13 protein-coding genes are annotated in these 16,565 nt (G+C 44.2%); 5 read left to right on the forward strand and 8 right to left on the reverse strand.

Translation table 11 applies throughout. The annotated features are described in order from the left end of the window. Window positions 1-18: 18 nt before the first annotated feature. Window positions 19-462 (forward strand): BLUF domain-containing protein, encoded by a 444-nt coding sequence (locus KIH41_RS09530; RefSeq protein ID WP_214162245.1) that lies wholly within the window; start codon window positions 19-21, stop codon window positions 460-462. 234 nt (window positions 463-696) lie between these two features. On the opposite strand, the gene KIH41_RS09535 is transcribed toward KIH41_RS09530, so the two are convergent. The 4 genes from KIH41_RS09535 to KIH41_RS09550 all read right to left on the reverse strand — a co-directional run bounded on the left by KIH41_RS09535 (window position 697) and on the right by KIH41_RS09550 (window position 7,927). Continuing rightward, complete coding sequence (locus tag KIH41_RS09535; RefSeq protein WP_317194937.1) at window positions 697-1,545, reverse strand: CheR family methyltransferase; 849 nt, start codon at window positions 1,543-1,545, stop codon at window positions 697-699. 111 nt (window positions 1,546-1,656) lie between these two features. Further along, window positions 1,657-5,715, reverse strand: a complete 4,059-nt coding sequence (locus KIH41_RS09540) for a response regulator (protein WP_214162246.1) — start codon at window positions 5,713-5,715, stop codon at window positions 1,657-1,659. Window positions 5,716-6,026: 311 nt separating this feature from the next. Continuing rightward, on the reverse strand, window positions 6,027-7,109 hold the full coding sequence (locus KIH41_RS09545; protein ID WP_214162247.1) for an ATP-binding protein: 1,083 nt from the start codon (window positions 7,107-7,109) through the stop codon (window positions 6,027-6,029). A gap of 23 nt (window positions 7,110-7,132) precedes the next feature. Continuing rightward, a complete protein-coding gene (locus KIH41_RS09550) occupies window positions 7,133-7,927 on the reverse strand; it encodes an alpha/beta fold hydrolase (RefSeq protein WP_213944761.1) in 795 nt (264 codons plus the stop codon). 225 nt (window positions 7,928-8,152) lie between these two features. Here KIH41_RS09550 and KIH41_RS09555 point away from each other — a divergent pair, with 225 nt between their 5' ends. After that, window positions 8,153-9,250 carry an ATP-binding protein gene (locus KIH41_RS09555; protein WP_214162248.1) on the forward strand — a complete coding sequence of 366 codons (1,098 nt, stop codon included), beginning with the start codon at window positions 8,153-8,155 and terminating at the stop codon, window positions 9,248-9,250. A 17-nt stretch (window positions 9,251-9,267) separates the two neighbouring features. Here the strand turns inward: KIH41_RS09555 and KIH41_RS09560 are convergent, their stop codons facing one another. Next, window positions 9,268-9,558 carry a hypothetical protein gene (locus KIH41_RS09560; RefSeq protein ID WP_214162249.1) on the reverse strand — a complete coding sequence of 97 codons (291 nt, stop codon included), beginning with the start codon at window positions 9,556-9,558 and terminating at the stop codon, window positions 9,268-9,270. 595 nt (window positions 9,559-10,153) lie between these two features. On the opposite strand from KIH41_RS09560, the gene KIH41_RS09565 reads away from it, so the two are divergent. Further along, the gene (locus KIH41_RS09565) at window positions 10,154-11,323 is read left to right on the forward strand and encodes a GAF domain-containing protein (protein ID WP_214162250.1); all 1,170 of its coding nucleotides are present in this window, start codon (window positions 10,154-10,156) and stop codon (window positions 11,321-11,323) included. 201 nt (window positions 11,324-11,524) lie between these two features. On the opposite strand, the gene KIH41_RS09570 is transcribed toward KIH41_RS09565, so the two are convergent. Then, a complete protein-coding gene (locus KIH41_RS09570) occupies window positions 11,525-12,304 on the reverse strand; it encodes a LuxR C-terminal-related transcriptional regulator (RefSeq protein WP_214162251.1) in 780 nt (259 codons plus the stop codon). Between the two features lie 146 nt (window positions 12,305-12,450). Continuing rightward, window positions 12,451-13,233 (reverse strand): LuxR C-terminal-related transcriptional regulator, encoded by a 783-nt coding sequence (locus KIH41_RS09575; RefSeq protein ID WP_246539043.1) that lies wholly within the window; start codon window positions 13,231-13,233, stop codon window positions 12,451-12,453. 214 nt (window positions 13,234-13,447) lie between these two features. Between KIH41_RS09575 and KIH41_RS09580 the strand changes: the two genes are divergently transcribed. Continuing rightward, entirely contained in the window at window positions 13,448-13,609 is a 162-nt protein-coding gene (locus tag KIH41_RS09580) for a hypothetical protein (protein ID WP_214162252.1), read from the forward strand. A 274-nt stretch (window positions 13,610-13,883) separates the two neighbouring features. Continuing rightward, entirely contained in the window at window positions 13,884-14,714 is an 831-nt protein-coding gene (locus KIH41_RS09585) for a CheR family methyltransferase (RefSeq protein ID WP_213944755.1), read from the forward strand. Between the two features lie 134 nt (window positions 14,715-14,848). Here KIH41_RS09585 and KIH41_RS09590 read toward each other — a convergent pair whose 3' ends face one another. Then, window positions 14,849-16,351 carry a response regulator gene (locus KIH41_RS09590; RefSeq protein ID WP_214162253.1) on the reverse strand — a complete coding sequence of 501 codons (1,503 nt, stop codon included), beginning with the start codon at window positions 16,349-16,351 and terminating at the stop codon, window positions 14,849-14,851. Window positions 16,352-16,565: the final 214 nt, after the last annotated feature.

The following is a 16,565-nucleotide window of genomic DNA, read 5'->3' on the forward strand; positions in this document are numbered from 1 at the left end:
TAAACTTTACGCAATCAAATGACCCATACCTACAACCAAATGCACTATATCGTCTATTTGAGTTCATCCGTCCATAAATTAACCGAGGAGCAGCTGCAAGAGATTCTGGTGAAGAGCAGGGAAAACAACCAGAAAAAGGGAATTACAGGGCTGCTCATTTACATGGATGGGAGCATAATCCAGATTTTGGAAGGAGAAAAAGAGAAGGTGATGCCCTTGTACAAAACTATCGGTCAGGACCCCAGGCATAGGGGTATTATCCGATTGAAGGAAGGGGATCTGGAAGAACGGCTTTTCCCAGACTGGTCAATGGGCTACCATTCAATTTCCCCTGATGAAGCAAGGGAGTTGACGGGGTTTAAGTCGACCGGAGATGTGGATTTTTATAATTTTCTAGGGGAAAAAGAACAGCATCCGGCTTTGACGGTTTTGAGGGCTTTTGTGAAGAATAATAGGATATAGTGCTTTGAGGATTGGTGGAAGGGGGGGGGTACTAAGTACTAGGTACCAAGTACAAAGTATTCGCGGCGAAGGGGTACGGCTCCTCGTTTTTTAGCTGCGCAAAATAACATCGGGTTCATTCGTTGAAAGGCTGCGCCTTGGTAAAGCTACAGTTGAAAAACTGAATCTTGAGCGCCATCTGGATTTCTTGGTATCTGACACCTAGTACTTGTACTTAGTACCTAGTACAATAAATTAATACTTCCTCTTGAAAATCTTCCTATTTCTATCCACTTCCACAAAATCATGGCGTTTGTCGGAGAAAAGCATGGATTCCTTGCTTCCCAGACCTAGGTAGCCAAAAGTACAGAGACTGTCATGAAAAAGGTTAAACACCCTATTTTGTAAGCTTTGGTTGAAATAGATCAACACATTGCGGCATAGGATGAGCTGAAATTCATTGAAAGAAGTGTCGGCAGCAAGATTATGGACAGAGAACACCATGTGTTTTTTCAGCCTGCTGTCGAATATAACTGAACCGTAATCCGCCGTATAGTAATCCGATAGTGATTTTTTCCCACCTGCCTCATTGTAATTTTTGCCATAAAGCTCCATGAGCTCTTGACTGTACACCCCTTTTTTAGCCAAAAACACCACCCTTGGATTCAGATCCGTTGCATAAATGATGGACCTGTTCAGCAGCCCCTCCTCTTCGAGTAAGATTGCCGTGGAATAGGCCTCCTCCCCCGTGGAGCAGCCTGCAATCCAAATCTTGATAACAGGGTAGCTCGATAGCTTTTTAACTACCGTTTGCCGCAAGGCCTGATAAAATTCCGGATCACGGAACATCTCGGTGACGTTGACGGTAAACTCTTGGACAAAGCTGGCAAACACATGCTCATTGCGGAGCAATATCCTGGTCAAATCAGAAATAGTGGGGATCTTATGGATTTCCATAAAATACATAACCCTCCGCATAGCAGAACTCTTCGCATACTCCGTAAAGTCGAAGCCGTATGCGGAATTGAGATCCTCGAAGAGGCGGTGGATCTCGATTTCATTTTCAATAAATGAGTGAATAATGCAGCAGTTTAAAGGTTTTATATAAAAACACCTGAAAGGATGTCTTTCAGGTGTTCATTTAGTTTCAAAGATCATGCACAGATTTGTAATACTACGCACATTTCTAAAACAGGATATAATATCAGTTGTTTATTATTTATACATCCAAACTCTCAGTAAAGAGATCAATTGATTGATATTCACTGGCTTGGATACATAATCAGACATTCCAGATGCTAGGCACTTTTCACGATCACCTTTCATGGCTTTTGCCGTAAGGGCTATAATTGGAATGTGGTCAAACTGCGACATTTTCCTGATGGTCTGGGTAGCTTCATAGCCATCCATTTCAGGCATCATCACATCCATCAACACCAGGTCTATCTCGGATTCTTTTTGGATGGTATCTACGGCTACCTTACCATTCTCCGCTGTGATGCACACCAGACCCTCCGCTTCCAGAGCATTGGTAAGCGAGAAAATGTTACGGCTATCATCATCCACAATAAGGATTTTCTTGCCTTTAAGTACCTCATCGGTCCTATGCAGCTTACGGATGATCTGCTGCTTCTCTGCCGGCAGTTTGGACTCTACCCTATGCAGGAACAAGCTGGTTTCATCCAACAGGCGGTCATGGCTATCCACGGTTTTCAATACGACAGTATCAGCCAGCACATTAAGTTTCAAGGCTTCTTCTTTGCTTAGGTCCTTGGCGGTATAGACTATGATTGGTGTTTTTCTGATTTTTTCATTGGCCTTGATGCGTTCCATCAGCTCGATGCCCGTCATATCCGGCAATCCAAGATCTAGGATAATACAGTCAAAATTGTCACTGTTGAGCATATCTTCAGCCTCTCTGCCACTGAAGGCAGGGAAGGAACGCACATCCCCATTTCCAATCAATTCCTGAATGGCATTATTGTGCTGCACGTTATCTTCTATGATCAAAAGTTTCTTGAGCTTTTTCTTTATAAACTCCTCTACTCTTCCAAATGATGCGGTCAGATCTTTCTGTGAAAGAGGCTTCTGAAGGAAGTCAAATGCCCCCAATTCAAACCCTTCCTTACGCTTGTCATAGCCAGAAATTACCTGGACAGGAATATGGCGCAAATGCGGATCGGTCTTCATCTTTCTCAGCACCTCCGTACCATCCATCACCGGAAGTTTCACATCCAGCAACATGGCATCCGGCTGGTAGTGTCGTGCAAGACTCAACCCAACATCTCCTTGGTGGGCGATGATACCCTTATAGCCTTTCTCCCTTACAAATTTGAGCAACACATTGGCAAACGACAGGTCATCCTCCACGATCAAGACAATCTTATCCGTAGCCTTGATCTTGTGCCTATCATCCTCAATCTCCACCACCACTCCGGCAGTGGGGTCTTCCACTGGCTTCTGGATACTGGCCTCTTCGAGTAAATCATCCAGATCCTCTACCGGGGAAGTATAATCTTCGATGATAAATCCACTATCCAACGGTAGGTACAGGGTGAAAACACTGCCCTTTCCTTCTTCACTTTCCAGTTGGATTTCCCCACCCAATTTGGTAGCGATTTCTCGGCTGATGGATAATCCCAGGCCAGTGCCCCCAAACTCCCGCTTGGTAGAGCCATCCACCTGCTGGAAGGCTTCAAATATCACTCCCTGCTTATCTTTTGGAATCCCGATTCCGGTATCCGTCACTCTAAACACCAGGACTTTTGGATCCTGATTCAGCTTCTTGCTGCCGAAGTTTCCATTTGACCTCACGATTTCAACATCAAAAGTCACCTGTCCTTCCGAAGGGGTAAATTTGAAGGCGTTGGAAAGCAAGTTGCGGAGGATCTGCTCCAGCCTCAACTTATCCGTAACAATAGGTTGCTTCACATCATCATCCTCGTAATTGACAGCAAACTCTATATTCTTCTTGACAGAAAGCTCTCTAAATTGTTTGTAAATTTTCTTAATCAGTTCATCCAGCTCCACCTGTTCTGCTTCCAGTTCAATTTTACCGGATTCCACTTTAGAAAGATCCAGTATCTCATTAATTAAGTTCAACAGGTCATTTCCAGAGCTGTGGATGTTTTTGGCAAACTCCACATCTTTGTCTGACAGCGTCTTGGCACGGTTGTCGGCAAGAAGTTCAGCCAAAATCAGGATACTGTTCAGCGGGGTTCTCAATTCATGCGACATGTTGGCCAGGAACTCAGACTTGTACTTGCTGTTCATTTCAAGCTCCTTGGCTTTGGTCTCCAGCTCAATCTTAGCTTTCTCCAGTCTACCCTTTTGATCAGTCAGTAAGGTGGCTTTTTCTTCAAGTTCCTCGTTGGTCTGCTGGAGCTCAATCTGCTGGGCTCTAAGCTCAACCTCAGACTGCTCAAGCATGGAAGTCTTGGTATGGAGCTCCTCATTGGTTTGGCGGAGTTCCTCCTGCTGGGCTTCAAGCTCTTCGGCTTGTCGCTGGGTTTCTTCTAGAAGTTCTTTGGTCTGGGTTCTAGACTGGTTGGTATGGAAGGCGATGGCGATGTTCTCACCCATCAATTCCAGTAACTCTCTTTCCAGATCAGTAAATTCATCGGCAGTACCCAATTCGACCACCCCTTTAAGTTCTCCATTATAGATAAACGGGAAAACTATTATATGATTAGGTTCTTTAGTACCCAAACCGGATGTGATAGGAAGATAATCCTTAGGAATGTTGGAGAAAACAATCGTTTTTTCCTCCAAGGCCGCCTGGCCTACCAGTCCCTCTCCAAATTCGATTACATTGGTATTGCCTTTACGGTTGTTGAAGGCATAGCTTCCATAGAGGTGAAGCGCCCCGTTTTCATTGAGGTAGATGGCGCCGATCTGGGCCTCCAGGTATTCAGCCAGGAAGCTGATGATATTCTGGGCAAGCTCACGCAGGTCCCTGTCCCCCCTGATGGAATTATTCAATTCAGAATTACCGGTAAGCAGCCAAGTTCGATTTTCATTATCCAAAGAGAGGTGCTTGAGGTCATCCTTCATGCTATTCAAGGCAATTCCCAGCTTGTCCTTCTCGCTTCTTACGGGGATTTGGATGTCATAATTGCCCTTTCCAATATTTTCAGCCGAGTACACGTAGTCCCTGGTCACATTTACCATCTCATTAAATGACTGGCTGAGACTTCCTATTTCATCCTTGGAATCAATGTCAAGTTTAAGCTCCAAGTCACCCTCCGCGATCCTGTTGGCCGCAGCCTGTATCCGCTGAAATGCGGAGGTAAGATTGTTAATTATATAGTTTACAAAAAATGCTATAAGGGCCAAAAATATGAGAACTATGGCAAAAGATGTATAAATAGTGGTATTTACCGCATCCAGTTGGGATTGGGCTAAGTTTCGAATAGCCGCACTGGAACGGTCCTCAACCCCTTTCAACAAATTGAGGTACCCGGTTGCGTTTTGCATCCATTCCTGGGCAGACATATCGAAATCTTGGAGAGAATAATCCGCAGTAGCAGCTTTGAGCAAGTCAATAGTGTTGTTAATTTGTGGATTTACTTCAGCCTGGGTATTGTAATAACCTATTACATCCGGCGAACTGGCCCGCATAAAACTCTCCAGTTTGACTTCATACTTTCCAACCGCGGCTGAATAGTTACTGTAATCCGGCCCATTGAAGCCTCCCCTTCTAATATTTTGGTTCAGCTCATTTCTAGCCTGCGCAAAAAATTCCTTGGCATACATCAAGCTGATGTGACCATTTAGCAACCTTCTTACCTCCGAGTTTTGGGTAGTCAGCACGGTTTCATGAGCCACATCAACCAAAGCCTTGTTGATAAAGGCAAACTGGGCCTGTACCGAATCAAGTTCAGCCCCAGGAGATTGCACATAAGCCCTCAAGCCAGCCATTATTTTGTGGAATTCAGCCTCCCCTGCTCTTTCCTCTTCAGTCAAGCTTACTTCTTGTAGAAAAACCTCAAGAGAGGCATCTGTCTTTCTCTGTTCGGCAGCCAATCGGGGTCCGATGACGGTTTTATCCCCAAGTATATATTCCAGAGAATAAAGCCGCTCAGCCTGCAACTCATGAATCAGGTCCGACATTTTGGCTGTCCTCAACACATCTTCCTGAACCTGCTGAATGTTGGCCCTGGTTTGGAACTGTGTCTGCAAATGAATCACCAAAAAATAAAAAAGCGCCAAGATCGGGATCATGGCAATCAGCATCAACTTGGTCTTAATTGACAGATTCTTTATGAAATTCATACTTGTGCAAGGTTTTGAGTGCTCAAATATAATTACATTTTGTTAAAGCACTCTAAATTTTATGGAAAACAGCCAATTATAGCCGTAAATTTTAAGGATTTCCACCCACAAACCTGTTTAAAAATCATTTTTTATTTAAAAAGTTCAACTAATCAAAAAAACCTCTCTAGACTTTTGTTTAAGTTTAAAAAACTATCCCTCAACATTTTAGGACAGTAGTAGTGTGAACCAGGATTGGGCTAGGCGTACACAACTAAATTCTGAAGCAAAAATCATACCAGCTGGAACATATGAATAACCCCTAAACCCCTCTAACCTTTCGGCAAAGTAAAACAAAAGGTACTGCCATTGCCCACTGCTGAGTTGACCCAGATTTTGCCAACGTGATTATCGACTATCCTTTTACTGGTAGCCAGACCTATGCCGGTTCCTGGAATATCCTTATAAGCATGCAGCCGGTGCATAAAATCAAATATCACAAGGTAATCTTCCTGTTCGATCCCCATCCCGTTGTCCTTGATCTTAATGACATAATAATCGCCTTTCTCTTCAAAGGAAACTGAAATCACTGGAACGGCAAAAGAACGGTATATGACAGCATTGGAGATCAAATGTTTGAATAGGATTTGAAGCTGGGATTTTACTCCATTGACTTTTGGGAGGTCATCTTTGAATAAAGAGATTTTACTTTGATTTTTTCCAGTCGCCTCTTTTAAAGCCAGGTCGAATACTTCATTCAGATCGACGGTCTCGGAATTTGGACCTTTATCAATTATAGATAAATATTCCTTAAAATCTAGCAGCATTTGCCTCATCCGGTCAGAATTGTCTTTCATTACCGAAAAAATCTCATCAGCCTGCATGTTGGGCTTCAGTAGGTTTTTAATTTTCAGAATAGACAACATATCCGTAATTGCACTGACTGGATTTAGGAGAGTTTCTGAAGCGGAATTGGCAAATCTGTCCAGCTCTTTATTTAGTTCCCCTAGTTTTTTCGCCTCTATTTCTGCTTTTTTCTTGGCAGAAAGCAGCTCCTGTTCGTACAGGATCCTCTGCTTAACATTGGTAACCGAAATGCAAAAAACCGGTGAAGCCAATTCCTGAGACATCATTTTTTTTAAATTCAGAAGAGATGGAAGGGTCTTGGAGCCATTACCTTTCAACTCCATATTGATTTCAGCTACTTCCCCTTTCATTTGCAAAAGAGGCAGCAGATGCGTTTCAAAAAACATTCTTCCCCCTATGTTGAGAAAATCCTGAAAACTTTTGACCGACACTACATCTGAACGGTCATACCCTAGCCAGTTCAACAGCGTTTGATTGGCTTCAATTATTCTTCCATCTGTCCAAATGGTAAGCAGCCCACAAGGTGCATTTTGGAAAAAATTAACCATATCCTCTATTTTAGCATTATTATTCAACCCAGGTAATTTTTGATCGCTTCAATTGTAAGCTCCGGTGCCGTCAGGTGCGGGCAGTGTCCCGAAGCATCTAACTGAATCAATTCCCCTTTCGGAAGATTCTTTTCAACATAACGCCCCACTTCCAGGGGCGCAATTGCATCTGGATGGGTTTGCACCACCAATGTGGGCACCAGTACATTTTTTAAATCCTCCCTATTGTCACCCAAGAAAGTCACCCTAGCAAAATGCTTGGCTATATCTGGGTCCATACTGCAAAAGCTGCTATTGAGTTCTTCCGAAAGCTGCGGTTGCTCAGGGTTGCCCACAATCACCGGTGTGATAAAGCTTGACCAGCCCATGTAATTGTTTTCCAGGGTCTGCACCAGCTCATCAATATCACTCTTGGAAAAACCCCCAAAATACGCCTCGTCATTAATGTAACAAGGAGAGGGCCCTATCATGATTAGTTTCTCAAACAAATCGGGCCTCTCGGCAGCTGCCAAGGCACCGATCATGGAACTTACCGAATGGGCCACAAAAATGACCTCCTTAAGCTGCAACTCTTCCAGAAGATCTATCACATCTTCGGCATACCCTTCCAATGAACCATATTTCTGATAGTCATATTGGGATTGATCGGACTGTCCAGACCCCACATGATCAAACAGGACCACTTGATAATCATTTTCAAAGGCCGGAGCCACAAACCTCCACATGTTTTGATCACAGCCGTAACCATGCGAAAATACTATGGCCTGCTGACCCTGGCCAAACCTTTTTACATTATTCCTTTTTAATACATCTGTCATAAAAATCGATGTCTACACGCTTGCACGTTATAAGCCAATAAATTATGCCCAAAGTTAAATTTATTTTATTTATGACAAAAATATTCCACATTATTTCCGGATAATTTGAGATAGTTTAACAGAACCCCACCTAACCCACTGCTACTTTCTCCGATATACCCTTCTCACAAAGTAATGGCATGATGATAGCTAGAGGTAAAATTGACCACCTAAAATGGAATTTTTATGGCAACTCAGGATAATTCCCTAGACTACAAATTGCTATACGAAATGGCCCCCTGCGGGTATATTCTCCTCGACCAAAACAGGAGGATAACCTCACTCAACGATACATTTGCAGAATGGACGGGACTTAACAAATCCGAACTGGAAGGAAGACCCATCGATGAGATGGCCAACCCGCACACTGCCTCTTTTCTTAAAAAGCAATACTTCCCCCTGTTGGATTCCTTGGGCAGCATTCAGAAGATATTTGTGGACTTGACGGTAAATGACATCAAACTGGAATGCCTGATCCATGGCCGGATGATCCGTCAGGAAGACGAAGACCGCCCACCCCAATATATCCTTACCCTGCAAAACCATACTGAATCCAACGCCTCAAAAAATTATTTACAAAAAGAGCATGACAAGATTCAGGAATATTACGATCGATGCAAAAGTATGGTATCAGATTACGAGAAAGCCCTGTTTCATGAGGCTTTGGGCGTAAACACTAAGGTCAAACAATTGGAATACAACATTGACGTCCTGCATGAAAAGGCCTTGATCCTCCATGAGGGCCGACATATTTTTCATGCATTAAGAAACATAAGCTACTCGGCTACCCGAACTATGGGAGATCTTTCCGATTATTTCCACTTGGATCCCCACCCCACCTTTTCCAAAGTCAACCTGAATGAAATAAGCAGAAAAATAGTGGAGGATTTTAAAAAGAACCCCAATTACAGTGACGCTACTTTCCGCCTAGGCAGAATGCCCCTTGTAACTGGGTGCAAAAAACAATTGCAGTTGTTATTATTCCACCTTATTCACAATAGCCTGACATTCAGATCCAATGCCGTGCCTGTGATCCACATCATTGCCGAGCCCATGGGTGAGGCGGTCAAAATATGCGTCATTGACAATGGCCGTGGCATCGAAAAGAAGCATCAGAAGAAAATCTTTGATTTCCTCGTCCGCATCGCCAGCGACAACATCGAAGGCAGCGGCATAGGTCTGGCCATCTGCCGCCGCGTCATGGAAATCCATTCCGGCAAGATCCAAGTGGACTCCAAATACGGTAACGGCAGCAATTTCTACTTCACCCTGAAAAGGGCTTAAAAGTTTGTTTAGCGGCACTAAAAACCAACTGCCATAGGCTCTCCATCGAAATCTTCCTCTTCCCCGAAAGGATACATCCGGTCCAAAAGGGAACCGCCGTCAGACTTTGCTTCATCCAACAGGTCCTGAATCCTCGATCTCAAGCCAAAATATTCCATGGAACTCAAATCATTCAGTTTACCCCCCAGTCTCTTAAGTTTCACCAACACTGCCTCTACTCTTTCCTCCAGACCATCCACTTGCCCCAGCTCCAATTGCTCCTCCAGCTGCTCCAGTTTTCTCCTAATGTTACCGTATTGACTATTCATATCATCCATTTTTTAATCTAAAAATTACAATTATATACTATTTTATCACAAAAAGGTTAATAAATAATTGAATTTATCTACAGAGAAGGCATAATAAATATAAGCGCCAAGCACAAGCCATTGAAAATCAGCCCTTCCCCACTCATATAAAATTCTTATAACAGTTGCCCTTCGCTCCCTAACTTTGCCTCCGAAATGCAAAGATGGATTTGCATAAGGTTGTTATAGTTTGGGAATGGCAGCGGGGATCCTGCTGCTTTTCTTTTTTGGTATAGCTGAGCTTTTCTTGGAAGCAAAAGGGACACAGAAAAAACAAATGAAGAATGATGAATGAGGAATAATGCTTGCCCGCCGGCAACACACCCCATCCGAAGAGCGAAGCTCGGAGGGGGGGGGCGACGAGAATAGAAACGACAGATTGCCTCAGCCGGGCAAAATGGCTACAAACCGACTGCTGTGATGCTGGGAGTACTTGGTACCTGGTTGTACTTAGTACCCCGCTGTAAGTACGAGGCACGAAGTGAACGAATGACGAAAAACTTGCATAACTAAAAATGTTTTCGCTATTTAAGGCCAGAAAAGTAAAGCTTACAAGATGACAAGTAGGGAGAAGGCGAGAATAGAGGCCTTACAGAAATTTAGATTGCTCAACACACCCCCCGAGCAGGAACTGGACGAAATCACACAACTGGCATCTTTGATTTGCGACACGCCCGTATCGCTTATTTCATTGGTAGACAAAGACGAACAGTGGTTTAAGAGCAAAGTGGGAACCGACCTGGTCTCCACTCCTATTGAACAGTCTTTTTGCAGACACGCCATTGACAGCGGTGAGGAGGTCTACATAGTGCATAATCCCCTCAATCACATGAATTTCCGGGAAAATAAACTGGTAACCAGCGATCCCCATATCCGGTTTTATGCGGGAGTGCCCTTGCGTACAGAGGACGGTCACGGCATAGGGGCCCTTTGTGTGATAGATAAAATGGAAAGGATCCTAAGCAAAAAGCAAATTGAAGGTTTGAAGATCCTGGCTAAAAAAGCCATGAGGTTTATCGAATACAAACGTACCATCAAGCACCAATACGAGAAACTCAAAAGGATCAACGCCCAGATCCTTCAACTAACAGATACTTTTCCGGGGATCATCTTTCAGTTGGAGATGGCTCCCGAAGGCAAAATGTGGTTTCCCTTCATCAGCAAGGGTATAACTGTAATTCACCCGGACCTGGATATCGAAGACCTGCATAAAGATGCCATGAAGGCTTTTGAAGTCGTTCACTTGGACGATGTGCCCATGCTGCAGGCAGGAATAATCAAATCCTTCCAAGAACTAACCATGATGGACATGGAATACCGCATCACCGCCTCCCACTACCAGGACCGGGAAACCTGGCACTGGGTATATGCCAAACCGGAGCGTCTGGAAAACGGCAACGTGGTGTGGTACGGCACTTTTCAGGACATCTCCGAGAAGAAGGCCTACGTGGCCACCTTGGAAAAAATCATTTTTGACATCTCGCATGTCTTAAGGAAGCCGGTAGCCAACCTTATGGGCCTCACCACCATGGTGGACAAGGACAGCATACAGGACGAGACAGTCAAAGCCATCTGTCAGCACGTTACCGCCACGGCCAATGAACTGGACAGCTACATAAGAGTCCTCAACGAGACCTACTCCGAGAAAAGAGACAGCTACGCCCCGTTAGACCTGGGAAGACTGCAAGACGAAGTAAAATATCAGGACAGTCACGAAATCAAATGATGAATGATGAATGATGAATGAAGTGTATATGCACGATAAAACCCTCATCCCCACACACCCCATCCGAAGAGCGAAGCTCGAGGGAGGGCTACGAGAATAGAGACGACAGATTGCCTCAGCCGGGCAAAATGGCTACAAACCGACTGCTGATGCCGGGAGTACTTGGTACCTGGTACTTGGTGCTTAGTACACCTTCCCCCATTAAATCCACCCCTCCACATGCCCCTTGAGCAAAAAGGCATTGAAATTCTTGCATTCGGATTTCTTCAGAATATTCTTCCTATGCGATTTGACCGTTTCCCGGGAGATGAACAGTTTCTCAGCTATTCCGGTGCTGTCATGGCCCTCGGCTATGAGTTCAATGATTTCCTTTTCTCTTTTGCTGAAGAGGTTTTTATCAAACAGTGTGGGTAGATCTGTACGGTCATCCACCGGCAAATTGATAAAGGAGGGCTCCCCCTGAATGCCCAAAACGGAGAGCGTCTTGCTGTTTTCACACACCAGATGGTTGATGTTGGTATGGATGTTTATGGCATTGATAAAATTGTGGTTTTCATCCGTTGACAAGACCAAGGACTGGTGGTTAAACATCTCGTATCCTCCATTGCCTACTTTGAAGCGGAGGTTGTAGCTGAATTTATAGGATTTGATTTTCTCTACCCCTATTTTCTCACGGATCAGTCTAAAAGCCTTGTCCTCGGCCTTGGATACAAACTCCACATCATCAGGATGGATGAGTTCGAGTACATCGTCAATCTTCTCAATGAAATCGGGGCTGAACCTATGGGCTTCCTCAAAGCCCTGGCTCATGGTGGTAATGCTGAAATCAGAGAAATCCACTAGGTAATAATAATTGGGCCCTGAGGCAAAAACGGGACTGAAGACCTCCTTCAGATCAAAATTTGGCAGGTTAATGGGGCTTCTTTTGTCTATTAGCTGCTTCTCCCACACCTTGTGCATTAAATCCAAACCTTTTTTCATTAGGTAAAAAGTATTGATTACCTGCAATAAAAAAGATTTTGATCAATTTAACAAAACTTTATTGTAAAATAAAAAGATGGAAGACCGGAGACGGAAGACGAAACAACCTGGTACTTAGTACCCCCACCCCCTTCGCACTTCCCAACTCACAGCCATCCCTCTTTCACCCCCTGCGATACCAGCTCCTTAAAGTTTTTACATCCGGATTTACTTAGAATATTCTTACGGTGGCTTTTGACGGTCTCGGGGGAGATGTTGAGCTTGTCGGCGATATGGAGGCTTTGCAGGCCTGCTGCCACCAGTTTGATTACCTCCATCTCACGTGAGGAGAACAGCAGGAAGCTTTTGCTGCATTCATTTTCATCAGTACCGCCCAGCACGTCAAGGTTCATGTAGGAGGGCGCCCCATCCAGTCCAAGAAGGGAAAGCTTGTAGTTGTTTTTGCGACCAAGGTGGTGGATGTTGGTATGGATGTTCAGCGACTTGCCCAGATTCCCCTTTTCGTCTACCGAAAGAATCAAAGACTGGTGGTTGAACATTTCGTAGGAGCCCTTTTTGGTCTTGAACCTGAAGTTATAGGACACCTTATAGGATTTTATGTGTTCGGATCCAATGGTCTCATAAATGAACTTGGAAGCCCTATCCTCGGCCTTGACCACAAATTCCATGTCATCGGGATGGGTGAGGGCAAGCACCTGGTTGATGTGCTTGACATCCTTGGGATCAATACCGTGGGCTTCTTCAAAGCCGTTGCTAAAATTGGAGACGGACATATCATAGAAGTCCAGAATATAGAAATAAAAGGGACCCAGTGAAAAAATGGAGCTGATGAGTTCATCAAAATTCATGGATGGAAGGGTGGTGACTTGCCTATCATCCTTGATAAGCGACTGCCACACGCTGTGCATATCTTTTATCTCCTTTATCATGATATAAATTTACCCATTCTATCCCCCTTACGCATCCCCCTTTTGGGGTATTTTTGGATATACCTCTTCACGGTCCATTTTACGCATCGGCGCAAAGGAAAGGCGCAACGGGCGCAAAGTCTGATTTTATTTCCTTATTCCCTCCACGGCAAGCATCATTCGACATTCATTATTTCTTACTTCCCAGTTTAGTAGTGCGTGAAAAAAACCTTCCATGTCTATCATTTTCACCAGACCTGGAAGGTTTTACGGAACCAATCGTCATCCCAACACACCCCATCTAAGGAGCGAAGCTCGGAGGGAGGGCGACGAGAATAGAGACGACAGATTGCCTCAGCCGGGCAAAATGGCTACAAACCGACCGCTGATGCTGTGAGTACTTGGTACCTGGTACGTTGTACTTAGTACCCCTTTACTAAGCACGAAATTAGAAGCACGAGGTACCAAGTTACACCAGCCCCACTCCAATCCCGGTATTTTTCTAATTCTTTCAATTCCACACATTCAGCATTGACCTTACAGCCACAGCAATGAAAGGGGACAGGGAAAAATGCCTGTTGGCAAACATGTTAGATTATGTCAGCAGGCCTGTAAATATTCAAAAACTTGTATCTTTGTTAAAAGTCTGGAGTTACCAATAACTTTACACTATGGTAGGTTCAATACAAGATGATCGGCAGGACGTCACGCAGTTGATGAATGTTCTCCACAGCCACTACGGCTTTGATTTCCGCAATTATGCCCCTTCCTCTGCCGGCCGCAGGGTGAAGCATTATATGGAAACGCACAAGTTTAAAGGCGACCTTACCGAACTGGCAAAAATGCTGTTGTCCGATGAGGGCACCTTTGCGCAGTTTGTGCAGGAATTCACCGTGAATGTAACGGAGATGTTCCGTGACCCGCTATTTTTCCTGAGTCTTCGGGAAAACATTTTGCCCAAGTTGGCCACCTATCCCATGCTCAAGTTTTGGGTGGCAGGCTGCTCCACGGGAGAGGAAGTGTATTCCTTGGCCATCATGCTCAAGGAAGAGGGGCTGCTGGACCGGTCCATTATTTATGCCACGGATCTGAACCCGCAGGTGGTGCATAATGCCAAGAAAGGCATTTTCAGTCTCGACCAGATGCGGACCTATACGGCCAATTACATGGCCTCGGGGGGCAAAAATGCCTTTTCGGATTATTATATAGCCAAATATGGGGCGGCCCTGTTTGACCAAAGCCTGCAGAAGCATATGGTCTTCTCCACCCACAACCTGGTGACTGACGGTTCTTTCAATGAGTTTCAGCTCATCATGTGCCGCAACGTGCTGATATATTTTAACAACACCCTGCAAAACAGGGTGATCAACTTATTTTACGAAAGCCTGTGCAACTTTGGTTTTTTGGCCTTGGGAAGCAGGGAATCCCTTCTTTTCTCCGACCACAGACTGGATTTTGTGGATGCTGACAGGAAGCAAAAAATTTTTAAAAGAAAAAGATAATTGCTAAGCCCAAAGCCCAACCCGAAAGAAAGTTTTCATGCCCCAGAAGCCTCAGTAGACTTTCAATAGCAAAGAAAAACCTACTGCCACAGCGGCAGTAGGTTTTAACTAACCACAATTAACCACAAACTAACTCACTTATCTAAATCTCTCAAGGTTTTTTGTAAGGTTCTGGAATTAAAAGGCTTGGTCAGGAAATGGGTAAATCCTGCCTCATAAGCCCTTTCTTTGGTTTTATCGTCTCTATGTGAGGAAAACATGACAATTGGGGTATGCTCCCCCAACAATTCTTTTAAGTTCTGGCAAGTCTCGAAGCCGTTCATTCCTCCTAATTCCACATCCAGGAAGACAGCATCGATATGGTGATTCCTCACCATGTCAAGGGCTTCCAAGCCTGAGGTGGCCAGATAGGTCTCCACCCCTTCTTTGGCTAACATATGGGTAGACAAGGTTTGGATCAATTCGTCATCGTCGACGAGCAAAATATTCTTATTGGCAAAATTATGGGAGATATTGGTTTTCTCCTTTTCATCTGCCTTTCTGGATACTTCCGCCTCAATGGTAAACCAGATGACGGTGCCCCCTTTTATGGATTCTGAACCATTGGATACCGGACTCTTTACATAAATATCACCCCCATGGTTGTTGACCAAGGTTTTGCAGATGGCCAAGCCCAATCCAGTCCCAAACTCGGAATCTTCCTTAGCTTGGGTATACTCCTCAAACATACTATTTTGAAAGGACTCAGGTATGCCCTTGCCGGTATCCTCTACCTCAAATTGATAGGTATTGTGGCTTATCCGGTTGGCACGCAGGGTAACTTTGCCTGAGCCTGTAAACTTAATGGCATTGTTAATCAGGTTGCCCAGCACCTGACTCAAGCGCATGCTGTCAGCCAGCACAGCAAGCTCTACATCGGATTCCTCGATCTCAATGTGGAGCCCTTTTTCCTTGGCTATTGGGCTATAAAGTGCCTTGACGTCCTCCAGCAATTCAGAAATATAAGTAGGCTTACACACCAAAGAAAAGTCTTCTGACTTCACTTCGGAAAAGTCCAAGACCTCGTTGACAAGGTTCATCAATAGCTTTTCTGACTTCAATATGTTTTCGGCCACTTCCTGTTGTTCACTATTCAGGCCTGAATCCAACAGCACCCTGGTGTTGCCAAAAAGAGCATGAAGAGGGGTCCTGATCTCATGGCTTACTTTGGAAATAAGCTTCAGGGATTTATTTTGCTCATTTCTATATACCAATTCATGGTTACTAATAATGAGGTGTACGGTCTCAATCAGTTGGGTCTTGATAATGGCAACGGTGCTGTTATAATCTTCTCCAAACTCAATGGCCGGGTTGATTATAAACATATGCCCCAGTAGCTCCCCCGAATCAGAAAAGAGCCCTTCTTGAATGCAGTTTTCAAAATCATCCTCCAAGAGATAGTCAGAAATACTTGCCACCTTATAACCTTCAGAATTTTGAAGCACTGCAGAATTTTGAGGCACGATGACCTGCTCCTTCACCAAATTTTTGCAGAGTACGGATAAGATGACACACTCTGCTTCCAGCTGTATGCCTGCCATTTCGAGCAGGTTTTCCACCAGTTGAAAATATGGGCTTTGAGAAAGTTTAATTCGCATAAGGGTGATTTAAATTAATCGCAGTAAGGATGATTACTCTTTACAAATGTGGCGTTAAATTTTATCATTAGCTAAATTCTAAAAAAGAAGCACTTTCAAGGGTTCCAAGCACCTATTTCTCTATATAAAATAATTAGTACATGAAAAAAAGCATGTTTTTAACCTATTTTCCCTGACACATTGGCTATCCCAATCAAATCCGTTTGTTTCCTAT

Source organism: Litoribacter ruber (assembly GCF_018500185.1).
GTDB classification, from domain to species: domain Bacteria; phylum Bacteroidota; class Bacteroidia; order Cytophagales; family Cyclobacteriaceae; genus Litoribacter; species Litoribacter ruber.